Below are 25,483 nucleotides of genomic sequence, written 5' to 3' on the forward strand. Positions count from 1 at the left end.
AAAGAAAGAAAGAATAATGGGGACCATGAGTATATCGCTGAAGATCGATAAAAGTAAACTCGATCTAAATCCAAAAAGGACGGCGGCCTTGGTAATAACCTTCATCTTGGCCCTTATCCTTACTTTGTATGGATGGACGGCTAACTGTTTTGGAATGTTCCTTATCGGTGTAATGCTTTACATGATCCCTCACCTATTAGGTGTCAATAACCTCAAACTCTTGACAGCTTACGGTGCCATCTTCATGATAACAGCATTGATAATTGGTGCCACGGTAATGGCGCCAGGTGTGATCGATAAGAATTCGGAACCAGTAGAAGATTCTAACTTTACAGATATCACATGCACTTACGAAGACAATACCGTCACAATAGTTGCAACCTATTCCGGTGACACTTCAGGATATGACATAGTCCTCCGCACTTACACGGTCAGTGGCGTAGGTTTCACTACCGATCAGGTATACGGTTCTGACTTAGAAAAATTCGAATTAACGGTCGTATCCTATACCTCAGAAAGTACAACGGCTAGCGGTACTTTCGATCTAGATTCCTCTAAGCTATACATTGGTCAATTAGGTCTGGTCAACGATAATGATGACTTTAGTGATGGATCATACACCTGGTTCCTGACAGATGCTTACGACGGAAGTCTCACATCGATTTGCATATATGGAACCTTCATGAGCACGGTCTACGTGATCATAATCTTCCTGATGATCCTCTTCCTCTCTGCATTCATGAGGTCAAGATTGGAAAAGACAAGGACCAAGATGGAAGAAGAGGGCCGCCTGTACCCCAAGGGATACGGTAGATGCGAAAAATGCAACGCAGTTGTATTGCCTGGTGAGGTCAACTGTAGGAAGTGCGGTGCATATATCGACCGTCCAGAAGACATAAAACCGAATAAGGCAGACTTCTTTACCTGTTCAGACTGCGGAGCCGAAGTGCCAGCAGATGCCAAGGTATGTCCCAAATGCGGATCCAAATTTGATGAGGAGATCGAAACAGAGGTCACACATGCCGACGGAACAGTAGAGGTCACTTTGAATAACATCATCTGTCCTGACTGTGGAGCCGAAGTACCTTCGACCGCGTCCTTCTGCCCCAAATGCGGTAAGAAATTCTGATCAACATTTTACAGGGCGGGAAACCGCCCTGACTTTTTTACCCTGTTTTATATATCGATTATCCCAGTTCAAATGAGGTTATACCAAAAACATTGTTCCAACGAACATCAGGACATCCTCTGGTATACATCCTTAAAGTCGAAAATATCGGCCTCATTCCTATATTTTGGACCAATGTTCCAGCTTCATTATTGTTGTCCATTATGTCCAAATAGATCTTGTTCCCTTCCAGACCATTTACCAACCCGCTCAAAAGATCCTTTGCTATACTGGAATTGTCACTGAATAAGGGGCCGATCTTATAACCATCATTACACTCCCTTATGACACCAAGACCTCTGATATTATCTCCCTCCATGTATGTAAATGACCTATGGGAATTATGTATCCAGGATCTCAAGAATGCATCCCTTCTTGCAGGAAAATGCATCCTGTCATAAACACAGATATCCTCGAATTTTATTGCGTCTGCATCTACAAGACACCTGGTATCACCAGATGAACGGATGTCTTGACCGCAATAACGATGATTAACGTTGTTCGATTTGAAACCACTCTTGATGTAATTATCTACTTGAGCTGGCACACCGTCCAGACCTACATTCCTATTAGGATTGCGTCCGAACACTTCCTTCCATAAAGAATGACCGTTACCCTCATTTCTGTGTTCGGGGAAGGTCATGTAAAACCCAACGAATGAAAAATCTGAATCTGGGTAATTGACAAAACTCAGTGTGCTAACTATCCTTTCGTCATCATCAAGACCGACCCAGAATCCATTGTTATCGCATGAATAAAAGCACTCTGCATCGTTCAGTCCAGGATTCCATCCCTCTGACTTGGCGGCCTCGATCAGCACATCCATTTCATTCCTTTTGACATTCCTGATCTCAGATAGCAAGTTTATATCTCCGATTTTATGACCGAACAAGACGGTCGTACAAGATTGAGTTGGTCTGTATTAAAATTAAGCATTAAGATATTGAAAATAAGGGATTAGCAATTCACTAATCAATCTTGAATTACACCGCCTGCAAACATAAGATAATAGCATTTTTCAGTTTTTTATGAAACTAAATCATAAAATACGCTAATACAATACCTCGGCTGGATGCCCTCTACTAGTAGTGATTCTAAAGCCGTCAAGGACAAGGCTCCGACGGCACTTCAGCTTGCAGCAAAACAACAGGAGATCTCAGTAACTGAATTCTTTGAGAAGAATAAACAGATCCTTGGTTTCGATTCGCGTCAAAAATCGCTCATAATGGGTATAAAGGAAGCCGTGGACAATTCTTTGGATGCTTGCGAAGAAGCGGGATTCTTGCCAGATATAATTGTCAAGGTCAATCACGGTGAGGATGATGATGACTACATAGTGTACGAGGAAGACAACGGCCCAGGTATCATCCACAAAATGATCCCCAATGTTTTCGGCCGTCTACTCTATGGTTCAAGGTTCCACGCCCTCAGACAATCCAGGGGACAGCAAGGTATCGGTATATCGGCCACTATCATGTTCGGTAACATAAACACCGGAAAACCAGCCCATGTCAGATCCAAGATAGAAGGTATTGATGAAGTTGCATGGCAGATGGACATCTCGGTGGATACCAAGACAAACCGCCCCATTGTCACCCACGACAAAGCATTCACCTGGGAAGGCAAAGAACACGGCGTAAGCGTTGAATACACTACAAAAGGAAGATATGTGACCGGAAAACAGTCCATATTCGAATATCTGAAAGAGACGGCCATCGTCAATCCTCATGCGCGCATAGAGTTCCATGACCCAGACGGAAAAACATACACTTTCGAAAGAGCGACCGATCAGTTGCCTCCGAGATCCAAGGAGATCAAACCCCATCCGGAAGGCATGGAGATCGGAGACCTCATGAAATATGCCAACAACACACAGCAGAAGACCATGAGACTTTTCCTGAAAAGTGATTTCTCCAGGATCACAGACAGAATAGCTGACGATATCTTAGAAAAAGCGAAGATAAATCCAGAATCAAAACCCGACAAAATGTCACGTGATGATTTCAAGAATCTACTAAAGGCCATAGACAATGTAAAGATAATGGCCCCTCCTACCGATTGCTTATCCCCTATAGGAGACATACTTATCAAAAAGGGTCTCATGCATATCCTGGACGGTATGCGTCCAGATTATTATGCGACGCCTGTCACCAGAGCTCCTAAGACAGTAAACGGCAATCCGTTCATAATCGAAGCTGGAATAGTCTACGGTGGAGAGATACCCAGCGATTCACCTGTACAGATCCTTAGATTTGCCAACCGTGTACCTCTGTTATATCAAGCAGGTGCATGCGCGATAACCAAAGCAGTCGCAGAGGTTGATTGGAGAAGATATGGTCTTGAACAGAGAGGAGGAAAGGGAGTCCCGTACGGACCAGCCATAATACTGGTACATATTGCCTCCACAAAAGTTCCATTCACTTCCGAAGGAAAAGAGGCTGTAGCTACATTCGATGAGATACAATCTGAGATCAATCTTGCACTCAGACTATGTGCCAGAAACCTTAAGAGTCATCTTAATAAAATGGAAAGGAAGATCAAGACACATGCCAAATTCGAGATCGTGCAAGTGATACTTCCGGATCTAGCACAGAAATCCGCAAAGATGCTGAACAAACCTGTTCCAGACCTCAGCATGACCATATCGAAGATCATGAATGTCGTGTGGATCGAACCCACCGTGACAAAGATCGGGAAGAACGCGCGCTCATTCAAATATACGATATATAACTACACAACACACCCCAGAAGCATGCAGCTACATGCACAGTTGCCGAAGGAATGCGTAAATCTCACACTTTTCACCAATCCTCACTTCATAGAGATGAACGAAGAAGGAAAGACCACATGGGAGATCAAGGATCTTGCACCTTCCACCAACTTAGAATTGAATTTCGAACTCAAAGGAGATATGTCAGATACTTTCGATGCAGATGATATCTACATCTCTGGAATAAATCCTGTGATCGTAATGGGTGCTGAAGCTTTGCCCGGAGATTGGGGAATAAAGGGATTGGAGATCGTTGAATCCGAGGATGATTACGTCCAAGATAGCACAGAGGAAGAAGAAACAACGGAGGATGAAGATCTTGGAGACGAATGAGAGACAACGGATAGCCCGTGAAAAGTTGACAACCGTCGTAGAAGGCCTCTACAACGAGATGTCCGCCGGAAACATACCTGAGATGAAATTAGCACTAAGGTCAAAGAAGAACATAGAGTTCGATTGCACACATAACGTTTGGAAATACGGCAGTCTCAGAACCTGTCGTACAGCAAAGACCGTCCAGGGGGCGCAAATGATGCTCAGGACAGCATACACAGCAGAGTTCATCAATGAAATGATCCGCGAAGGCCACTCTTCAACCTTAAGGGAGATGTATTACATCTCTGAAGGATGGCATAACGCAAAATTCCATACACAAGATGAAAGCAATCTTTTAGCGGAAGACCTGGAGGTCATATCCGGCTGCATGAGAGAGGATTTCAAACTGCGTCCGGAAGAAAGTGGTGCTCATATCTATGGAAATGTAGATTTCCAAACGATGACGAAAAAAGGTCTGAAGACCATCAATTGCATGGAAGATGTTGCCGAGACTGGATTCGCTGTACCTTACAACGTAGATGATGGAACGTTCAATATCAAAGGCATCAGAGATTCCAAATTTGTGATGGCCATAGAAACTGGTGGTATGTACGCAAGACTGATCGAGAACGGCTTTCCTGAAAAATACAACTGCGTATTGGTACACCTTAGCGGACAACCTGCAAGAAGTACCAGGCGCATTATAAAAAAGCTAAATGAGGAATACAACATGCCCATCACTGTCTTCACTGACGGTGACCCTTGGTCATTCAGGATATACGGTTCCGTCGCATATGGTGCGATCAAGACCGCACACATATCAGAATACCTTGCAACGCCCACAGCACAGTTCATCGGTATAACTCCGTCAGACATATTGAACTACGATCTGCCGACAGATAAACTGAATGACAAAGATATCGGGGCCCTCAACGCAGAACTTTCAGACCCCAGGTTCGCAGATGAATTCTGGGTCAATGAGATACAGGCCATGCTCAGTATGGGTAAAAAATCTGAACAGCAGGCATTGGCCAAATACGGTCTGGATTACGTCACGGACACGTACCTTCCCGAAAAACTCACCAATATGGGAATATTGTGATCTTACTAAGGGTCGAATTAAAGACGTAATATATGCGCCTCTCGGATTCGACTCTTATGATCGGGTCAAATTAATTAAAAAAAGGTTTCAGGCCTCACATCGAGGCCTGAATGAACCTATTTATTACAAATTGTTTATCCATGCTTGCAAGGAAGGGGCCCAACCTTGGACCTGCGGCCTTTCCGATAAGTACAGAATATATCGCCTTGAACGCACCTTTCGCACCAAGCGGAGAACTGTTTCCAGTATCGGATATTATATCGCTGATGGTCTTTGAATCCCAATTGCAATCATTCATCTTGTTGACAAGCTCCTTGAAGAATACCTTATCATTCATTGTAAGCTCGACCCCCATGGGAACAGTTGGATAAACAGAGAACTTGACAATATCTGGAGCAAATCCCTTGAGCCAATATCTCACACAAGTGACCCTGCGTTCGAGTCTCTTGAGGTCCTCCTCGTTTGCTTTGGACATGTCCTCTGTACGGCTCAATACTTCAATGACGCCTTCGAAGGAATCCGTCATCTGAACAACATTGACAAGGTGCCTGTATGGTATCTGCATAGGCATCTGTTTAGGTACATGATTGTGCTGTGCAATCTCGTAAGCACGAACAGAATTCTCTTCGGCCTCTGTAAATTCTCCCTGGAAGAAAAGACGTTCCATCCTGTCATATTCGTCTGCCATATCGAGGGTCCCGATACCGGAGTCATAATCAATAGCTCTGCTGGGATTCACTCTCAGGAACAGATAATTCAAAACTTCCGGAGGGGTCATACTGATCGCATCCAGTCCTGTAACGGAACATCCCAAGGACTTATGCATCTGTCCGACCCCTTTGAGCTGAACGAACTCATATGGGATCGGAACTGGAGGTTCTGCACCGAAGATCTCCCTTACGATCCTTACACCTGTGTCGTAAGAGCCTCCTGCCGCTGCATGGTCCTTACCAAAAGGCTCTGCGGATGTGCCGAATAGTGCCCACTTTGCAGGCCATTCACACCTCCATGTGAGCTTTCCATCTCCTTTCCTGATGTCGGCCTTTCCATGGTGCCCACATGTACATTGGTACTCCACGAAAGGGAATGAATATGTATCGAACAAGGGATTTGTGAAACGTCCACATTTCGCACATATTGGATTGTAAGGTGCATAATTTGGATTGGCCTCCTTGCCTGAGACCTCATTGAGTATCTGTATGACCTGATGCCTCTTCTTAAAGGTCATATCGATGGCCTCCGCGAACTTCCCGTTGTCATACAGTTCATGGGTCCAGATTATATCGCATTTTACTCCTAAAGAGTCCACTGCATCCAAGAATGGTTTAACGAAATGATGTGCATAATTCTCATGCTTACCGCATGGACATGGGATCCTTGATATGGGCATCCCTACATAATTCTCATATTCCTTGGGAAGAAAATCGTAGCATTTCCTGAGAGGATCGAACGAATCTATCAGATAGATCAACCTGACCTCTTTACCGAGTCCTTCCACAGCGCTGCGTACAGACTCTCCTGTAATGGCCTCTCTCAAACTTCCCACATGAATGATTCCCGTGGGGCTGATACCTGTAGCTATGAGCGGGTGCTCACAGGTGTCGGCCACTTCTTTCGCAATAACGTCAGCCCAGTGCATTTTGATCAGACTTGATATAGACCTGGAATAAAAGAGATTTTCGGTCTAAAAAATAGATCAACGATAAAGAAAAGATGTCTGTGCTCTAAACCCACGGTAGGTTTTTATATGCTGTCATTATTTAAGACAAGTAATGGCCAAGAAAAACGACAGCTCGTTCGCATCATCTGCCGGATTGATGAGATACTTCGATACAGAGGACGACAAAGGTATTAGGATCGGCCCGAAGACCGTCATCGGAATAGCCATTGGATTCTCGATATTTATTCTTCTTTTGTCCGTATTCCTGCCAATGAACTGATCCTGCTAGGTATCCCGCATTGCGGAACGAATCATTCATTTTCATTTCCATCTTCAGGCTTGGCCTTGTATCCACTATTATAAGTCAAATAATATAGGAAAGAGATGTTCACAAATGGCCTGACCATTTTGATATCAAGAAATTCTTATCGATCTGATATCATGAAGCCCTCGTAGGCTTCCATATTAGCATTCCCATCCTCATTTCCTGTTCTGTGTTTACATGCCCATTACTCTGATAAGACATGACCACATCTGTAACAATGTTTTCGATCTCAGGACATATTGATCTATATTGAGATATCTTGGCCAATTCCGAAGATATTGCATTTTCCACGGTTTGCTCATTTTTCAATATCTCTGAATAAAATCTCAACTCAGGTTCACGACCTTGTGATTTCAAAAACTCGTAAGGATACTTCGTATCATACCCTCTGAAAGAATATTTTTTCCCTAACCTATTCCAGATCTCAAGATTCATACCTTTATCATCATTGGATGAGGATATGTACACACAATACTTGGATGCAAATTTTTCCAGCCTTAGTATTGATATCGGATCATTAAGGGGAGGACACAACGATGTAAAAGCCACATCCACATCATCAATGGGCTCCAAACTTTCCCATGTGGAGTGCCTGACCTCTATATTTTCGACACTTCTCTTACCCATATTGGATACTAGTCTGTCTATCATTGGTATACTGCTATCGACACAGTACACCTTCTTGACGCACTCTGCAAAAGGCAATGCGAAGAGACCGGGGCCGCAACCGATATCCAATACGATGTGCTTATCGTTCAATATGCCCATTTTTAAAAGGTCTTCTATTATGGATGAACGGATGTTAGAATAATTATCGCCTGTATATTTCTCTGCAGAACGGTCCCAACAAGAAAGAACCCTATCCTCGGAAAATGATTCTCCAAAAAAAGGATGTTTTTCTCTCTCAAGTCTCCATTCCATGCACACTGGAACATCATCGTAATCCATCAACTCACCACGGTGTTCTTGTTACGTAACAAGAGATATATTAGTATCGGTGCACCGATCAAAGCAGTAATCGCTCCGACAGGAAGTATTATTGGATTTAGCAGGTCCTTGGCGATTATGTCCGCAATTACCAGTAGTAATGATCCAGTAACAAGAGATGCTGGAAGCAGATAACGAAGGTTACCTCCTACGAATATCCTTGATATCTGCGGTGCAAGAAGACAGATGAATCCTATTGCTCCAACAAAACTGACAGCGATCGCAGTCGAGAAACATGCCAGTACAATGGCTGCTGTACGCGTCCTTTTGACATTGACACCCAACGCTGTGGCCGTCTCATCTCCCATCCTCATTATGTCTATATCTTTAATCAACCATGCTGCCAACGCAACAGTTATGCACAATGTTACAGCCACATAAGGAACCTGACTCAATGTCGCATTGTTAAGATCGCCTACTGCCCAGAACATAGCCTGTTTTACTGCATCCGCACTACCAAAGTACTGCATTATCGTATTTGCAGCACTGAAAAGATACGATATCGATATCCCAACAAGTATCATCGTCGTTGCCATCATGTTCCTGCGTGCAGAAGCAAGTAGTATTATGGCGGCCGGAATGAGTGAGAACAAGAATGCATTTAGCATCGTGCCAAATGTTCCAGCAACCGCAGTTATGCCAAATATTATGGCCATTCCAGCACCGAATGCAGCACTTGAAGATACTCCCAACGTGTAAGGTGTGGCCAGTGGATTCTTCAATATCGTCTGCACGATACACCCCCCGACCGCTAGAATTCCTCCCACGATGAGCGCCATCAAAACCCTAGGCGCATACACTTTCATTACTATCTGCTCGGTCTTCCAAGGTATATCAAAAAGACCTGGGAATATCTGATTTATAAGTGCCTCATAGACCTGAATAGGTGTTATCGTTGTAGAACTTATAGTGATTGAATATGCAGAAAGGACCAATACCAAAACAGTAATTATCAAAATATAACTGATACGTTTTGAACGTGATCTGCGTACAGTTTCTTTATCCAGATCGTTCTCTTTCGACCCGAACAATTTAGAACCGAACTTAAAATTCATTTAGATCTACCATTAAATAAAAGGGGGGAAACCCCCCATGTTTTTAATCATTCTGCGGTGTAAATGAATACTCCACTAGTAGCAACATCGTAATCTTCGATGCCCATCCATTGGACATACTCGTTATGCATTGCAATCGGGTCTATGCTTGAGTAATATTCAGAATTGATTATGTTTCCCATATATGCTGCAAGCAATACTCCCCCGGTACATCCATTCCTGAAATCTCCTGCAATAAGAGATATGACCTCGTCTGTAAGCAATGAACGACTGCTAGCATCCTCGGTAGCTGCTTCAATCTCTGTATAATCGTCCGCCAAATACCCATGTTCAGGGGTTGTAGAATATGACAACGCACTGTATGTGTGTTTAACCATATGCAAAAAGAAATAGTCCACATAAACGTCAGGATCATCATTGAGAACCGCATCGATCTGTACCTTCACAGAATATGTCGAACTTGATAAGAATTCAGTCGTATCAATAAGCGACACTATGTTCTTTCCTCCTGCAAGAGCGATTGCCTGCCCCAAGGGATCATTATCCTTATACAGTACCATTGTTGTGTCTGTTTCAACCTGGAAGTATCCAGAATTTCCACTGTAGTTGGATATGCCTACCACGGGCTTTTCATCTTCTGGTATAGAATTAGATATCTCTAAAAGTCTGTCTCTATAATCCAGTATCCAATCTACATATCCCTCTGCACGATCCACGGCTCCAAAGATATATCCTGCCTTTAAAACTCCCTGAACAAAACTAGAGTTGGCAGTGTTCGTGAGATCAGGATTATAAAGTCCCAGATAGAGAACATCACAGTCGATGATCTTATCTTGCTTTGCCTCATAACTCGCTGTACTGGAAAATATCAAAAGAACATCAAGATCCAAGGTGTTCACAAAATCATAATCGGGCGTGTTCATGTTAACCATATTAGTAATGTTACTCTGCTGCTCTGTTGTAAAATAAAAGTCCTTGTACATGTAAGGTGCGTTATCCACAGCAACGATACTGTCCGCAAGACCCAGAATCAGACAAAGTTCTGTGCACTGATAATATTCACACCCTATCCTAGAAATATCAGTTTCAACACTGCGCACATTTCCAACACCATCAAGGAACCAGATCTTTTCTTCTGTACCATTTGATATGGCTTTGATCTGTTCAACATCGATACTATCAACAAAACCGTCATTGTTTGCATCTGCAAATGAAAGGTTGATCTCAGATTCTAGCTCAATAATCTTAGTCTGATTGTTATTTTTGACCGCGGCAACATACTCCTCTACAAGAACTGCATCATCCTCATCAATGTCCCAGTCCTTATCTGCGTTACCATAAACTTCCAAATCTACATCCAGATTGATACTATTGTTATCATCGTTTTTCAAGACAAGATAAATTCCCGCTCCAGATACGACGAGGATAACGGCAATAATGACCACTATTATTTTTTTATCCATGGTTAACTGCAAAGAAATTATTCTATTTAATACATACCTTTTATTATATTCGTAACACCAAAAATTATTAAATTCATTTTTTGTATTACTCCAATATGCATCTGAAGATGGACGGCGTGGAATTCAGTTATGGTAGCGTGCCTATCTTACAGAATGTGAACATGGAACTTCATCCATCCGAGATATTGGGCATATTGGGACCTAACGGATCTGGAAAAACAACCATGCTTCGTTGCATAAACGGAATTCTCACACCTCAACAGGGTTCAATTACATTGGATTCGGATGAGATCAAGAAGATGCCTCGCAAAGATGTGGCAAAAAATTTAGGGTATGTCCCTCAAAACGCCATATCAGAAAAGAATGGGCCTACTGTATTTGAGGTCGTCTTAATGGGTCGCAGACCCCACATAGTATGGGAATTCGGTGACAAAGATAAAGATATCGCATGGAACGCGATGAATGATATGGATGTAAAGAATCTCGCTGATGCTGATTTCGGAACACTTAGCAGCGGTCAGGCACAAAGGGTTCTTATGGCAAGGGCCATAGCACAAGAGGCCAAAATACTGCTCCTTGACGAACCTACAAGTAACCTTGATGTGAAATATCAGATAGAGGTCATGAGAACCATACATGATCTGGTACATCAAAAAAAGGTGGGCGCGTGCGCAATAATACATGACCTGGACCTTGCCATGAGATTCTGCGACAAAGTAGTACTGTTACATAACGGCAATATTATGGCCGCAGGACCCACAAGACTGGTCCTCAACCCCAAGAATATTAAGACCGTTTACGAAGTAGATGCTATCATAGACGACAAATACGACCGCCCGCGCGTTCTTATAATGTAAGAATGATCTAAAGTAGTTTACACATCGTCCAGTGTGATCTTGTATTCTTCTGGATACTTCTTCCTGAATGCCTTGGATAACAGCGGAGGCGCTATTATTGTCGTCGCCACGGCCATTACTATCACGACAGCATACAGATCATTGCTTAACACACCATGTTGAAGACCATATGCTGCGACTATGATACCAACCTCTCCTCTGGGGATCATTCCGACTCCTATGATATTAATAGAGGTCTTATCCAAGGTCTTATCACCCAATCTTGCTCCCAATCCACAACCAATGTACTTAGACACCACTGCGAGGAGTATGATCACTATCGCAAGACCTATGACCGTCCAACTTGCACACTCAGAAATGTCGATCTGCATACCGACATTCAAGAAGAAGAACGATAGGAAAAGTGTCATTATCGACTCCACCTTACTCTCAAGTTCCCATTCCCAGGCGTGATCTGCTAATAGCATGCCTCCCAAGAATGCACCAATTATTGCTGCAAGACCTATTGAATCCGCTATCCATGCAAAGAAAAGACATGTTACCAAGGCCAGGATCAATTTATTCACTGTAGAATGCGCTTCTCCAGTCTTCTTCAATCTATTTTCTGATCTGGCCTTGAAATAATCATAGACCTTGGGTACAATGAACTTGGCTGCAGCTATCGTGAGCAGAACGAACGCTACTGCCATCGCGGACACGAGTATTACATTGCCTATGTCGATACCGCCGCCTGTACCGGACGACATGCCAATTACAACAGCCAATACGATCATGCCAAGAATATCATCTATCACCGCGGCACCTATTATGATCCTAGCTTCCTTGGTATCTATGAGTTTCATGTCCTTGATGACACGAGCAGTTATACCTACACTCGTAGCGACCATCGCAGCCGCCATGAACAGTGCCGCGTTAAGACCATCACCTGTTACTTCGATGACGGCAAATCCCAGAATGAACGGGACTATGACTCCAAGTGTGGCCACCAACATGGCGGCCTTTCCAACGGACATCAGATCACTGACCCTTGTCTCCAATCCAACAGAGAAAAGTAGGAATATGACACCCAGCTCAGCAAAAAGCTCCAGCACCTCATAATTCTCATTCGCAGGATCCATCTGGATATCGAGCATGGACAAGAACGACCAATCACCGATCGTAAGATTCGCGATGACCACACCAATTATTATCTCACCGATAAGTCCGGGCGTCCCGAATCTCGCGAATATCCTAGAGCCGATACGTGCCAAAATCAATAGCACGACCAACATTATGAGGATTGGGCCTATGTCCATATTGGCCAATAATGTCGGCCTCTTATAAAAACTTCATTTTATTAAAAAAGAACAATAATTCTTAATAGGCCAGAGTAAATAAAAAAATAAAAACTGAGGGAAAATCCCTCAGAAAGTGAAATTAAGTGAAGATCCAATGGTCTGGATCTTCTTCCTTCCGAAATCCATCGCAACGGAACTTACCGGTGCAACCTTAACCATACGAAGGTTGAACTTTGCATCGAAGCTCTCGAGTCCATCCTCTGGGATGTTCCTCTCGATATCGGCAGGAAGATCGGAAACGATCATCTCGTCCTCGTTCAATTCGGGAAGTGTGAGCTTCAGGACATCAGCGACGATATCCTTGACATCATATACCTCCACGATCTTGGACCTGGACTCGACTGTGGGGATCTCGACCGTAATATCAGCTACTGGGTCCGCAGGGACCTCTGAATAAAGCTGTGTTGCAGGCCTCTCCTGTGCCTCCGATGTGACCGCAAGGTCCTTGAATATCTCTCCTGAGAAAGATGTGCTGTACTCGACCTTGTCCTCGGACTCGGCGGAATTGATATTCTTGGCTCCCTCGATGTGAAGGCCCTGAGTATCCATTCTGAAGTCTCCCTTGTCGGTTGACTCCTCGACCTCCTCCACGATGTCAGCCTCGTCTGTGAAATTAATTGTGTGCATGCATATCGGCTCGGCGACCGCACCATCGCAGGTCATTGCCTTCTGCTCTTCAGGCTTCGAGACATTGGTCATACCAGTGTCCACGAATTCTTCCTTTGCACCCAAATCTGCAAGAGGTGCTTCCGCTTCCTCTTCATTGTGCTGCTTGACGATGACCTCATTGAAATCTATATCGTCGAAGGCCTGTCTTGGCATTGCGTGAACGAAGAACTGCTCTGGTCTGAGACCTACATTGACAGTCTCTTCGAAAACCTCGGGCTGCTTGACAGCCCTATTAACATCGATATCGGAGATTCCAAAGTCCTCTGTACTGACCTTGATCAGTATGGGCTCATCCTCTTCGAAAAATGCCTTGTCTCCGGGGCGCGATACAAAAATATCGTTATCTTCCGGAAGATTATAGATCACGAAGCCTTCCTTATTGAGTTCCATGATCCCAGGGTCCGCTGCGTTATGCATCGGTATTGCCCTAAATCCATCATCGTCGTTCGTACTGTCAAAAACGGCCTGCTTCTCAGCCGCTGCCCTGTCGGTACTGCGATCTGCACCGAGTACCTTCCTGAATATGCCCCTCCCGAGGCCAACTCCATTCTTGCCTGAGCTACCACTCATGCTATCCCATCCAAAAGATACATAGGCATTACCTATTATTAAAAGTCACGGTTTGAGCTTAACTAATAAATGTAAAAATGTGTCTGTTGTAATATCATAATCACACAAAGTGTCTATAAAAAAACATTTACTAAAATGATATGTATCTAAAGATACAATTTTTCAACTGCGAACGAATTTTACATAATCCGCTTTACCTTGAGCGTGTATCTCTGTAATCATTGCAGACAATCTTCCGGAATCACTTGATATCACCATGACCTCAAGACACTTGCTATCCCTCAAATGAGAATGCAACTGCGTCTTGATATCCGATACATATCTGGATTGGATGACGTTCATCCAAGGATCGGCATGATCCCTTCTCACGATTATCAATACCCCTTCCACGACCCCGGACATACCTTTGAGATCCTGCATCTCGATCTTGGCAGCATTGATGGCAGTACGGACAGCTTCACTTCTTCCTGCCAATCCAAAAACCTTCTGAATATCATCCAATGCCTGGATGTTCTCATCGTTCAAAGAAATACTTACAACTGCCAAAAACATCACCTTATTAACAGGAAAGGTTAAACATTCAAGATATTAATAATTTTACAGTAAAATTTATTAACTTCTTAATGTTGGGACCGCTATGGAGCAAACGGTCACATTCGCCATATTCATTGTAGCGATACTCATCGTATCTCTCGTGGCAGCTTTGCTGCCCCTGATGATCAAGATCAGCGATAAGCAGGCACACTTGCTGATCGCATTCAGCGCAGGTATTTTCACAGGTGTTCTCTTCCTCATACTAATGCCTGAAGCGATAGAGGAAAGCCTCGACTCAGGTTATTCTGCCCAGACCATAATGTACTCTTTGATGGCTGGATTCGTAGCGGTATTCATCTCAGATATAATCCTGAAACACTACTACAAGACCGAATGTGCATGCGAAACCTGCATGGACCTACATTCACATGATATAACATCCATGTCCGCATTCATTGGACTGTCGATACACGCCTGCTTCGACGGTCTGGCCATCGCCTCGGCATTCGTCATAGGGACCGAGATCGGAGGCATGGTGATCATTGCGATGTGCATCCACAAGGTCGTGGAAGTGTTCTCACTTTCATCAACCTTCCTCATGTCCAACAAGAAGAAACAGGCAAAGAAATACCTCACCACATTCTGTTTCATAACTCCTTTGGCAGCAGTGGCATCATACATATTCCTTGACGGGATCAGCCTAGAATGGACCGGTATCGCCCTGGCAATATCCGCAGGTATATTCATGTTCGTCACTGTGTGCGACATAATACCCGAGGCATTCCACAGGAAGAAATACGACCTCGAGTCGCTAGGACTAATGATGATCGGTATCGCCGTGGTAATTGCTGTGGTCATATTCGCAACGATGGCGGGCGTAGACTTCTAAAAAAATCAACGGGGCGATGCCCCATTTTCCTTATTTTAATTGAAGATAATGTTCTATAAGATGCCAATTTGTATCTTACCATTTTTCAAAATGCATTATTTCCTTTGTGTCGATCCTTGTTCTTTGACGTCCATCTTTGGTCGGTAATCCTATCGGAAGCATCGCAACTGGTCTGATGTGTGAAGGTATATCCAATATCTTTGAGACCGCTACTTCATCGAATCCACCGATCCAGCATGAAGCATACCCTGAATTTACGATGCAAAGTAGCATGTTCTCTACAGCGGCAGCCACATCCTGGATGCAATATAGCTCGATCCCTCTTTTTTGATATTTGGTTATCTTTTCAAAATTTGCACAACAAACAATGATGACAGGAGCATTTCTTATGAACTCTTGATGATTACCGGCCATTTCCCTGGTAAACTCGACCGAAGCTTCAGTGATCTTTGATATGGAATCCTTATTCTTCACAATGATGAAATCCCTTGCCTGAAAATTACCGGCCGATGGCGCTAGATTCCCGAGACGAACAAGTTCGATGATGAAATCGTTCGGTACATCTTCATCGGTAAATCCCCTTACACTCTTCCGAGCCTCGATGCATTCAACTAGGTCCAAGTTTTTGTCTCCCATATGAACATGATATTCAAAGATATTACAACTACCCAAATTTCAATGGACCAATTCCAATACGCGCCACTCTGATTGTTAAAAATAATTTTTCAAATAGGAAACTCCCTTTCCTTACTTTTTGTTTAACACAATGTACGATATGGTAAGAATGCCGACTTGGGTACTCCACACATCGGGCAGGTCCAATCATCAGGAAGTTGATCGAAAGAAACCTCTTCCTTATCGTCATCGTAAATGTGGCCACAGAATGAACAGATATACTTCATGGACAGGATATTAAGAACAGAGAATATATTTTTAATGAGATGAGTGTAAAAAAATAAATTTCATCTCAAACAGATCCGTATTCCATATCATTAAACAAATATAAATTGATCAGATCTCTCCAAATTTACAAATTTTGAGATCGCATCGAATACAATAGATTCAATACTTTTTCTCAATTTTATACGATTGTTCGGGTATGGTTTAAAAACCTTTCGTACAAATATGACATTATTTAAAAAATATTATATAAAAAATGTGGTCATACCAGCAAAATTCTGTTGTTAAATTCACCTAGATCCAAAATACTGGTCTTTAACTTAAATTTTACATTCATTTGTTCACAATAACTCCTACTTGTTATATCAATTGATACAAAGATAAATATAATACTAGACATTTGTCTAATTAGTATTACATCTTTAATACAAATGGGGGAAGAAAATGAAAACGAGTATAAAGATCGCTATAGTGGCATTCATAGTCCTTGCGATCGCGACAATTCTAGTGCCTTCGGTAGCGGCAGAATCGTTGGAAGACTATGGTATGGATACCATGGACACTATATGGATCCTTATCGCCAGTCTACTTGTGCTGATAATGGCGCCAGCTTTGGCATTGTTCTACGGAGGAATGCTAAGGAAGCAGAGCATGACGTCGATCATCACACAATGTACTTTCGCAATGGCCATCGTATTTCTGTTTTGGGTAATGTTCGGATTCTCATTCGCATTCGATGGCTCATGGAACAACGGTGATTTCTTTGGTATAATAGGAGGTACCGCGTACTTCTTCATGGATGGCGTCAGTGCATTTACTCCGTGGGGAACAATACCCGGAGCATTATTCCTTATTTTCCAAGGTTTATTCGCACTTGTGACTGCCATCATCGTTCTGGGTGCAGTCGCTGAGAGGGTCAAGTTCATACCTCTCATGATATACCTCGCCCTTTGGTGCGTCTTCATATACGCACCGATGACGCACATGGTCTGGGGAGGAGGCCTGCTTTCGACAGGAATAGAGGATATCTTCGGATGGCCTGTCCTCGATTACGCCGGAGGTACAGTGGTTCACATATGCTCAGGAGTATCTGGCCTTGCTATCGCCATTGTCGTCGGCAGACGCAGTAAGAGGATCGTGAAGGACAGACCTCACAACATTCCGTTCATGTATATCGGAGCGGCCTTGGTCCTTCTCGGATGGCTTGGATTCAACGGCGGATCCGGCCTTGCGTTCAACCTCACCCTGATAAATGTCGTTCTGGTAACATTGATCAGCGGCTTCGTCGGTATGATTACATGGGCGGTCATCCAGGTTCTCCACACAGGACGCGTCAATGCGACCGGACTGTGTACTGGTATGCTAGCGGGATTGGTTGGAATAACACCTGCCTGTGGATTCGTCGATACCACCGGAGCGATCGCCATCGGAATAATCACACCTATAATCTGCTATTTCGCAATACTCTTCATGAGAAAGAGATCTGGTGTGGACGATGCGCTCGATGTCTTCGGACTTCACGGAGTAGGAGGTATCGTCGGAGCGGTACTTACAGGATTTTTGGCTGTCCACGGATGGGGCGGAGTGGGTGACGGTGTTGCCGGTCTGCTCTATGGCGGAGGTTTCGCCCTCATCGGAGGTCAGCTCCTTGCGGTAGGTGGAACGTTCATCTATTGTTTCATAGTATCATACATCCTGATGACCGTGATATCGAAGGTCTTCAAGTCCGCTGGTAAGAGCGCGACCCTGTCTGACGAGGAACAGCAGGTCGGAGCAGATATCGTGGAACACGGAGAGTCCGCATACAACTGAGGTGACAAAGATGAAAATGATAATCGCCATAGTACGTCCGGAAAAGGTGCAGGATATCAAGGATGCTCTTAAGGAGGCGGGCGTTAACGGCCTGACCATGACCTCGGTCCGCGGTAGAGGGTCCCAGGGCGGTCTTTATTTCACCAACAGGGTCGAGAGGGTATGCGTAGATGAGATCGAGAAGATCAAGCTGGAGATCGTTGTTGAGGACGATCAGAAACAGACGGTGATCGATACGATCAAAAGCTCCGCTGCCACAGGCAATATCGGTGACGGGAGGATATTCATCGTCAATGTCGAAGAATCCTACAAGGTGCATGACGTGAATTGATCTGGATCTCAAACTTTTTAATAAACTTCTTACCCGTAAGATATATTTACCACACAATAACACGCTTTCTTATCAATAATCATACAGAAAGATGAGAAAATGAAAGAAGTAGATGGAAAAAGATCATTGGAAATTTATATCATATGCGGGATTTTATTTATTTTGATATGTATCTGGCAATTATTAGAACATGGTCTGGATCCTACACTAGGTGTAATAATAGGTTCTGGTACAGTTTATCTGATACTCGGTATCTATTACTGGAGAAAAGGACAAATGCATTGGTCTAAAAATTGATTTCAAATGTTAAATATTTTAATTAATTCAAAGATTATATATAATATGTAAATTGTATTTGCAATTGGTAATGAAATGGTTAAAAATAGCACAATGGTCGTAGCTATTACATTGATTGCAGTTACAATAACAGCGGCATTCTCTGTTATCATGATGACATCAGATTCTGATGAACAGTATGTATCTCCCTATGAGTCCATGGGATGCTATGAAGATGAAATCACCACTGTAAATAATGCAAGTGATTTTGATAATGTGAAAGAGGGTGGAATAATTCTCCTAGGAGAAAATGTATCGGCAGATGCTGAGTTTTATGCAAAATTGAAAATTGCAATAGACAATGGTTCACCCATAATCTCATTTAACGGACCAGATGTGTTCAAGTCTCCGTATCTAGGTAGATCCGTATCGTACTGTGAAGATACTGATTTTATGGGATACTATCAAAATCCTGTTACAGGAACAATAAAATGTTATGGCATCGAAGGAGTGGACAACGGTGAATCAACATTCCGTCTTTGTGAATGGGCAGACCTATGTTCAGAAATAACAGAAAGCGTAAATCTTTCTAAGGAAACCTCTGAGACCTAAAACAAACAACGGGGCAGTCGCCCTTGTATTTCATTTTTATTCTATATTATTCCGATTTTTTCTAACTATATATGCTGTACCGAACATGGCAAGCCAATATGACTAATACGATTATTATTGAGTAAATGTCAGCATCTTCTATTACTCCGAAAAATAACATTGCTGCGATCCATACAATTGACATTATTGTAACAAAGAAAGCAAGTTCTCTAATACTCATATGCTCAAGCGACTTCATAATATTCTGATCCCTATATTCTTTATTATTATCTAATTTTGTTGTTAATATTTTTTTTAAATTTTATTGAAAGGTTTGGATCTTTTACGATTGTATGATTGCAGATATTACTATCCAATTTCCGTCCAATAATCCCAAAATTATCATATTTTTATGAATGTAATTTGACTTAAGGGATTTATTGAATGCTTATCTACGACGGAGGCCCGAGTATCAATTCAACAGTTAAAAACGAATAAAAACAAAGGAAGTTTGTAAAAATGAAATTTATTGATAAAGAAAAATCAAAGGGAAATATCAAGAAGAATTTGAATGAAGTCAGACTAAATGAATCAGTGCTTTTTATGATAATGTGCTGTCAAATTCTATTATTGATTGTGACAGTTTGTAGATCGTATTGTTATGAAGATCTGATAAATGCAACATTATATTCTATAATATCAGCAACTTTGAGTTTTATAGTCATATTGTATATTTGGATATTATACAAAAAAAAGGTCACGAATACAAATTTTTGTTTCTGTTTTCTATTATGATTGTTGGAATTATTATGTATTTAGGAAATGAATTCATCTTTTCCGTTTACACTGCTTTTGTAGCATTTTGTTATATAACATACATGATTTGTGTATTATCGATACTATATGTATACCTCATATACGTTCTACACAGAATTTTATTACGATGGATATGATCACGACTGCGAATGATAACAATATTATCGGCAATACAACCTCATTGAAAACCCTTAAATTTATTCCAGGTTCCTTGATCTCCGCAAATACAGCGGAGATTACTAAACCTGATACTATGGTTCCAATTATCATCATTGGAATCGATTTGCCGTTAAGAATAAGATAAAGGAAAGGCGCAGCAAAGAAAAGTGCCATTGCCAGCCCTAGACCAAAAAAGTCCAACATATATCCTGCTATTCCGAAGGCCAATATCGCCGCAGGTAAAGTGAACTCGATTGTAATACTATTGACATTGATTCCTGGAATGCTCATTTTATCTCTCGGTTCATATAAAGGAGGTCAGATTTGATTTTTAATTTCATTTCTTTTTAATATTTCTTTATAGTGTCTAATATTCAGATCCATATTATTAATCCATTCATTTAGTAATTGAATTCTTGTTTTATCTTCTTCTTTATTTTTAATTAAAATTAACTGATCTTTTTCCAATTCTAAGATATTAATCATATATTTTAATTCAGATGATTTTTCAAAACATTCTAATTCAATTAAATTACGATTACGATTATCCCTAGAAATCTTATTTTTAATCATTTCTTCACGTTGTTTTTCAACATAATTAACAGACCTTTCTAACTCATCCATTTTATTCAATAGTTCATACAGGATATCTTTAGTGATAGAGTCTGAAGAACTAGTAGTTTTTTCAAAATCTTTATTCAAGTCTATTTTTAATCTATTCAATCCACTTATTATCGGATTACTATAATCATCATTTTTTATTTTTTCAAATAGTATATCTTTTGTTTTCTCTATACTACCAAATTCAAAATTATGATCGTAATGTGTGGTTATCATATTCATATTGTCAAAAGGAATTGGCGTATTATCTGACTTGAACAATATGGTATTTTTTCTTAAAGCGTGTGCAAAAGCTAGCTCATAATACACATTTGGATTATTATATGTTAAATCTGCAATAATGATGTCTGCTTCATAAATGGATTTTACAATTAAATCAGTTATTTGTCCTGAATGTTCAATGGTATCGGATCTATTTACTTCATAGCCTTTCGATTCTATTGATTTCGCTATGTAATTAAAAAATTTATCTGCATGTATTCTTACTTCTGAGTCTGCTTTTTCTATTGGCGAAATCACAAAACATTTTTTATCTTTACTTTGACTATCATATGGAACTATTGTTTTTTCATTTTTCATAATTTCACTAATGGAAATTTGAATGTTTTCTATTTAATAAATTGGTCAGGTATGGGTCATTTCTGACCAATTGCTTTTTTTGGGTAACTGCCTCCTTCGATTATTGATCTGGGATATACTCGGTGTTCTTCGTCAGAAGAGCCTATTGGAAAAGGGCAAAGCCCTTATTTTCTATAAACATAATTTTTTAATTTATCATAATCAGATTTTTTTATCTTGTTTATATCTAATTTATCCATCAATTCAACAAACATATATATGCTCATTCCAGCATCTAACGCATCTAAAATTTTTAATACTTTATCAATACCATCTGATTCTTCGTATATCATTTCTATTAAACTATCTATCATCATATTGTCAGTGTCAACTAATTTAGATTGCTTTAATTTTATATTCATATCATATAAATCAGAATCCAATTTTTTTGATTTTTTATCACCTATTACATCATCCATACTTTCTATTTTATCATTCATTGTTTTTAACATTTCTAAAACCATAGAAAGTTCAGATCCTTTATTCTGTTCAATACTTTTATTTACAATCTTATCTAATTCTATAAGACCTAGTGAATTTTTTATTGGATTGTCATATTTGTTAGTTTTTATTATTTCAATTAATTCTGTTCTAATTTCATCTATGTTTCCATAATCGAAAGTATCATCATATGAAATAATTTTCATGTCTTTAGTATCAAAATACATTTCTGTCTTCTTTGTTTTAAAAACAATAGTTGGCTTATTTATTGTATGCGCGAATGCCAATTCATAATATACATTCGGATTATCAAAAGTTAAATCAGCTATTATTAGATCAGATTCATAAATCTCACGTATTATTTTTTCTTTTATTTCTCCTGAAAAAGAGTACTCATCTGCCCTTTTAACAGCATATTCCTCTTCTATTGACTTTGCAATATATTTCAAAAATTTATCTGCATGCATCCTTTCTTTTGAATCTTCTTTACCTATTGTAGAGATAACGAAACATTTTTTCTTTTTGATTTTTTGATCGCTATTTTTTATTGAACTCATTTTAACACTGTGCGAAAATCATTATTCCATTATATTAAAGAAATATATGAAAATTAAAACTAAAAATTATTTATTAATTTGTCCACAACGGAGACCTGCATATTGACAGACCTATCAAAAAGAATGAGAATCTGTTGAAATATTTTATACACAAAGTCAGGTGGATGAGATGACGTTATAATAATTTTGGAAAGATAATAAAACGAATAGAATTTATATATCGATAAATTGTTATTTTTGATATGGGTCTGTTTAAAAAAGAAAAAAAGTATTCTAATGATGCGTTAGCTAGAATCGAATCGAAAAAAAAGATTGAATGTATGAATGATCAAAAAATAAAAGAAGATCAAAAACAAAAAGATACTGAACAGCGTATAATCGAAATAGAAACGAAGAAACTTGAATCTGCTCTCCCAGAATTATTTTCAAAGAAATATGGTGATGATTGGAAAAATGATATTGATCTATGGGGATTAATATTAGAAGATTATCCTGGTTCATATTTCATTGCATGCTATAATTGTAAAATAGCGCACACATATAAAGATGATTGGGGAGACATGGAAACAATTGAAATTTATGAATCTGGACAATTAAGTGAACCTTTGTATACCGTTGAACAATTGAAACGTAATTTATCTAGAGAGTTCAGACCCAATTGTCCTCATTTAGATGAATCACGCCGCATAACAAAATATATGCCAACAAAAAGAATTGGATTACACATATCAATAAATGGAAAAACTCCTATACTTGAATTGAAATATAAAAAATAAATTCACAATACGAAATTCATAAACATTAAGCTATCAATTCGGTCTGTATATTGCTTCCGTTATACAATATAATAGTTTTGAAATCGGAATTATCTTCCGCTCGTTGTATTAAATGTTGTGATGACTTGTTTAAAATCACCTTCTCAAAATAACAAATAATTTAATTTTTATCTATAACAATGCTCGGATATAAATTAGAAATCAAATGAATAGGTTTAATTGTTTGTTTGTGATTTTTACATTATGTTGGAGTTACTTTCTTTGAGAAAAAAACCCATAGAAGATCCAGATCAATTTGAATATTCTAAAACTAGTCAAAAATTTAAAAACCAATCTTCTAATGTTATACTTGATCTTTTAAATAATGCGCCATTTTGTTATGATATTAATGATATTATCAAAGAATACTGTAAATTTAAAGGTATTTTTTGTTATCCAGATAAAATACATGATCTTAGGAATCTTACAAATTTATTAAATGATAATAATGATGAAGATTATTTAGATTTAATTGATTGTTGTTGTATTGTTGCATATTATCGTGGAAATTGTACTGAAATATATAAAAATTCAATTGATGACTTAAATATCATATTTAGAATGAATGGTATCGGCTATGAAGTAAATGAAGGCAAACTTATTTTAATATTTAATCCAAAAATTCATGAAGAAATAATACGGCCTTCATTAAAAATCATACATAATTCTTTATTTAAAGTTGCTAACGAAGAATTAATCTTGTCTTTTGATAAATTTAAACAAAAAGATAATTCTGGTGCAATATTATCTGCATCCAACGCAGTTGAAAGTACAATAAAGGTAATTGCCAAAGAATTAAAAATCAAAATAGACGATTCAAAACCCATTTCTGTACTCATAAAAAAACTTTGTGAAGGTGGATTTTTTGATACATTTTTAGATAGCCAAATCAATTCACTTACAAATTTATTGCAATCTACATCTAACGCTCGTAATGCGACGAGTTCCGCACATGGATCGGAGGGTAAAACAGTTAATACTGATGATGAGCTTGTAAAATATGCAATTGATTCTGCTGCATCTAATATTCTGTACCTTATACGCAGATTTGAAAGAATAAAAAAATAATTTTTACTTTCATTATATGAAATCTTTTATTACTTTTTAATTTCTAATCCTTCATTACAAAGTTTTTCTTTTTCTATATTCACCTGTTTTGTAAATTCATTTATTCTTTTACTTATATCAAAAATTTCCTTATTTCCTATTTTTTTACCAATTGCATAATTTTCAGTTATTATTTTTATTACTCCAAAAATTTCAAGATATTTGTAACTCATATTTTGATCCAAATTAATCATTGCTCTTTCACTACTTCTTACTGCATTACAAGCATGAATATTACATTCTTCTATTTTTTCAATTTTTACATTAAATTCATTATCTTGCTGTGTAAAATATATGAGATCAATTTGTAATGCAAACAAATCTTCAAGCATTTCATCAATTGCATTAATTTTTGATTCGAAAATATACTTCTTTTTTTCAATAATAAATTGTTGTTCCAATTCTAATTTTTTATTTATGTTTTCTAATTGTGTCTGCATTTTTACTATTTCTTTATCTTTTTCATCTTGTTTAATCAATAATTCTTTTTCGAAGATTATCCGTTCATTTTGCAATTTTTTATTACTATTTGATGTGTATGCTACAATAATAATTGGAATAATCGCTGCACTAATTAGTGAGATGCAAATTGTAACAATTTCAAGTAACGTCATAATATCAATAATAGTAGTATTGTTCTTAACTTATTTTTAAAATTTGTCTACGAAGATTTCCCCGAATATCAATTCAACAAATAAATGAATGAAAACAAAGATTATAGTAAAAATCATAGATAAT

At 39.5% G+C, this 25,483-nt stretch carries 26 protein-coding genes; 12 read left to right on the plus strand and 14 right to left on the minus strand.

Annotated features, from left to right (window positions below; all coding sequences use genetic code 11):
* The first annotated feature begins 25 nt into the window (after positions 1-25).
* On the plus strand, positions 26-1,129 hold the full coding sequence (locus tag KRP56_06280; GenBank protein ID UAL07429.1) for a zinc ribbon domain-containing protein: 1,104 nt from the start codon (positions 26-28) through the stop codon (positions 1,127-1,129).
* A 58-nt stretch (positions 1,130-1,187) separates the two neighbouring features.
* On the opposite strand, the gene KRP56_06285 is transcribed toward KRP56_06280, so the two are convergent.
* Entirely contained in the window at positions 1,188-2,030 is an 843-nt protein-coding gene (locus KRP56_06285; GenBank protein ID UAL07430.1) for a hypothetical protein, read from the minus strand.
* Positions 2,031-2,240: 210 nt separating this feature from the next.
* Here KRP56_06285 and KRP56_06290 point away from each other — a divergent pair, with 210 nt between their 5' ends.
* Positions 2,241-4,271, plus strand: coding sequence for a DNA topoisomerase VI subunit B (locus tag KRP56_06290; GenBank protein ID UAL07431.1), 2,031 nt, complete (start codon positions 2,241-2,243; stop codon positions 4,269-4,271).
* Positions 4,249-5,355 (plus strand): DNA topoisomerase IV subunit A, encoded by a 1,107-nt coding sequence (locus KRP56_06295; GenBank protein ID UAL08489.1) that lies wholly within the window; start codon positions 4,249-4,251, stop codon positions 5,353-5,355. Before KRP56_06290 ends, KRP56_06295 begins: the two co-directional genes overlap by 23 nt.
* A gap of 94 nt (positions 5,356-5,449) precedes the next feature.
* Here KRP56_06295 and lysS read toward each other — a convergent pair whose 3' ends face one another.
* Positions 5,450-6,994, minus strand: a complete 1,545-nt coding sequence (gene lysS, locus KRP56_06300) for a lysine--tRNA ligase (protein UAL07432.1) — start codon at positions 6,992-6,994, stop codon at positions 5,450-5,452.
* 133 nt (positions 6,995-7,127) lie between these two features.
* Between lysS and KRP56_06305 the strand changes: the two genes are divergently transcribed.
* Positions 7,128-7,295: a preprotein translocase subunit Sec61beta gene (locus KRP56_06305; protein UAL07433.1), complete on the plus strand. Its 168-nt coding sequence runs from the start codon at positions 7,128-7,130 to the stop codon at positions 7,293-7,295.
* A 159-nt stretch (positions 7,296-7,454) separates the two neighbouring features.
* Here the strand turns inward: KRP56_06305 and KRP56_06310 are convergent, their stop codons facing one another.
* From KRP56_06310 to KRP56_06320, 3 genes are read right to left on the minus strand one after another with little or no spacing between them, the layout of a single operon-like run.
* The gene (locus KRP56_06310; GenBank protein ID UAL07434.1) at positions 7,455-8,288 is read right to left on the minus strand and encodes a class I SAM-dependent methyltransferase; all 834 of its coding nucleotides are present in this window, start codon (positions 8,286-8,288) and stop codon (positions 7,455-7,457) included.
* Entirely contained in the window at positions 8,288-9,382 is a 1,095-nt protein-coding gene (locus tag KRP56_06315; GenBank protein ID UAL07435.1) for an iron ABC transporter permease, read from the minus strand. The genes KRP56_06310 and KRP56_06315 overlap by 1 nt, the downstream gene beginning before the upstream one ends.
* Before the next feature lie 47 nt (positions 9,383-9,429).
* Positions 9,430-10,845, minus strand: a complete 1,416-nt coding sequence (locus tag KRP56_06320; GenBank protein ID UAL07436.1) for a hypothetical protein — start codon at positions 10,843-10,845, stop codon at positions 9,430-9,432.
* Between the two features lie 95 nt (positions 10,846-10,940).
* On the opposite strand from KRP56_06320, the gene KRP56_06325 reads away from it, so the two are divergent.
* A complete protein-coding gene (locus KRP56_06325) occupies positions 10,941-11,702 on the plus strand; it encodes an ABC transporter ATP-binding protein (GenBank protein UAL07437.1) in 762 nt (253 codons plus the stop codon).
* Positions 11,703-11,719: 17 nt separating this feature from the next.
* Here KRP56_06325 and KRP56_06330 read toward each other — a convergent pair whose 3' ends face one another.
* From KRP56_06330 to KRP56_06340, 3 genes are all read right to left on the minus strand, one after another.
* Positions 11,720-12,997, minus strand: a complete 1,278-nt coding sequence (locus tag KRP56_06330; protein ID UAL07438.1) for a cation:proton antiporter — start codon at positions 12,995-12,997, stop codon at positions 11,720-11,722.
* A gap of 108 nt (positions 12,998-13,105) precedes the next feature.
* A complete protein-coding gene (locus KRP56_06335; GenBank protein UAL07439.1) occupies positions 13,106-14,278 on the minus strand; it encodes a hypothetical protein in 1,173 nt (390 codons plus the stop codon).
* Positions 14,279-14,440: 162 nt separating this feature from the next.
* Positions 14,441-14,809 (minus strand): CopG family transcriptional regulator, encoded by a 369-nt coding sequence (locus KRP56_06340; protein UAL08490.1) that lies wholly within the window; start codon positions 14,807-14,809, stop codon positions 14,441-14,443.
* A gap of 106 nt (positions 14,810-14,915) precedes the next feature.
* Here KRP56_06340 and KRP56_06345 point away from each other — a divergent pair, with 106 nt between their 5' ends.
* The gene (locus tag KRP56_06345; protein UAL07440.1) at positions 14,916-15,701 is read left to right on the plus strand and encodes a ZIP family metal transporter; all 786 of its coding nucleotides are present in this window, start codon (positions 14,916-14,918) and stop codon (positions 15,699-15,701) included.
* A gap of 75 nt (positions 15,702-15,776) precedes the next feature.
* On the opposite strand, the gene KRP56_06350 is transcribed toward KRP56_06345, so the two are convergent.
* Together KRP56_06350 and KRP56_06355 are read right to left on the minus strand one after the other, a co-directional pair.
* Positions 15,777-16,322 carry a nitroreductase family protein gene (locus KRP56_06350; protein UAL07441.1) on the minus strand — a complete coding sequence of 182 codons (546 nt, stop codon included), beginning with the start codon at positions 16,320-16,322 and terminating at the stop codon, positions 15,777-15,779.
* A gap of 137 nt (positions 16,323-16,459) precedes the next feature.
* Positions 16,460-16,603, minus strand: a complete 144-nt coding sequence (locus KRP56_06355; protein ID UAL07442.1) for a rubredoxin — start codon at positions 16,601-16,603, stop codon at positions 16,460-16,462.
* A gap of 442 nt (positions 16,604-17,045) precedes the next feature.
* Between KRP56_06355 and KRP56_06360 the strand changes: the two genes are divergently transcribed.
* The 4 genes from KRP56_06360 (at position 17,046) to KRP56_06375 (ending at position 19,632) form a co-directional block, all read left to right on the plus strand.
* Positions 17,046-18,413 carry an ammonium transporter gene (locus KRP56_06360; GenBank protein ID UAL07443.1) on the plus strand — a complete coding sequence of 456 codons (1,368 nt, stop codon included), beginning with the start codon at positions 17,046-17,048 and terminating at the stop codon, positions 18,411-18,413.
* Positions 18,414-18,423: 10 nt separating this feature from the next.
* On the plus strand, positions 18,424-18,744 hold the full coding sequence (locus KRP56_06365; GenBank protein ID UAL07444.1) for a P-II family nitrogen regulator: 321 nt from the start codon (positions 18,424-18,426) through the stop codon (positions 18,742-18,744).
* A 99-nt stretch (positions 18,745-18,843) separates the two neighbouring features.
* Positions 18,844-19,041, plus strand: coding sequence for a hypothetical protein (locus KRP56_06370; GenBank protein ID UAL07445.1), 198 nt, complete (start codon positions 18,844-18,846; stop codon positions 19,039-19,041).
* Between the two features lie 75 nt (positions 19,042-19,116).
* The gene (locus tag KRP56_06375; GenBank protein ID UAL07446.1) at positions 19,117-19,632 is read left to right on the plus strand and encodes a hypothetical protein; all 516 of its coding nucleotides are present in this window, start codon (positions 19,117-19,119) and stop codon (positions 19,630-19,632) included.
* An 891-nt stretch (positions 19,633-20,523) separates the two neighbouring features.
* On the opposite strand, the gene KRP56_06380 is transcribed toward KRP56_06375, so the two are convergent.
* The 3 genes from KRP56_06380 to KRP56_06390 form a co-directional block, all read right to left on the minus strand.
* Positions 20,524-20,877: a hypothetical protein gene (locus tag KRP56_06380; GenBank protein ID UAL07447.1), complete on the minus strand. Its 354-nt coding sequence runs from the start codon at positions 20,875-20,877 to the stop codon at positions 20,524-20,526.
* Positions 20,878-20,904: 27 nt separating this feature from the next.
* Entirely contained in the window at positions 20,905-21,786 is an 882-nt protein-coding gene (locus tag KRP56_06385) for a hypothetical protein (protein ID UAL07448.1), read from the minus strand.
* A gap of 164 nt (positions 21,787-21,950) precedes the next feature.
* Positions 21,951-22,823, minus strand: a complete 873-nt coding sequence (locus KRP56_06390) for a hypothetical protein (GenBank protein UAL07449.1) — start codon at positions 22,821-22,823, stop codon at positions 21,951-21,953.
* Between the two features lie 242 nt (positions 22,824-23,065).
* On the opposite strand from KRP56_06390, the gene KRP56_06395 reads away from it, so the two are divergent.
* Both KRP56_06395 and KRP56_06400 read left to right on the plus strand, forming a co-directional pair.
* The gene (locus KRP56_06395) at positions 23,066-23,599 is read left to right on the plus strand and encodes a hypothetical protein (GenBank protein UAL07450.1); all 534 of its coding nucleotides are present in this window, start codon (positions 23,066-23,068) and stop codon (positions 23,597-23,599) included.
* A 243-nt stretch (positions 23,600-23,842) separates the two neighbouring features.
* On the plus strand, positions 23,843-24,706 hold the full coding sequence (locus KRP56_06400) for a hypothetical protein (protein ID UAL07451.1): 864 nt from the start codon (positions 23,843-23,845) through the stop codon (positions 24,704-24,706).
* A gap of 29 nt (positions 24,707-24,735) precedes the next feature.
* Here the strand turns inward: KRP56_06400 and KRP56_06405 are convergent, their stop codons facing one another.
* The gene (locus KRP56_06405) at positions 24,736-25,359 is read right to left on the minus strand and encodes a hypothetical protein (protein ID UAL07452.1); all 624 of its coding nucleotides are present in this window, start codon (positions 25,357-25,359) and stop codon (positions 24,736-24,738) included.
* Between the last annotated feature and the right edge of the window lie 124 nt (positions 25,360-25,483).

Source organism: Candidatus Methanogranum gryphiswaldense (assembly GCA_019262145.1).
Taxonomy (GTDB): domain Archaea; phylum Thermoplasmatota; class Thermoplasmata; order Methanomassiliicoccales; family Methanomethylophilaceae; genus Methanogranum; species Methanogranum gryphiswaldense.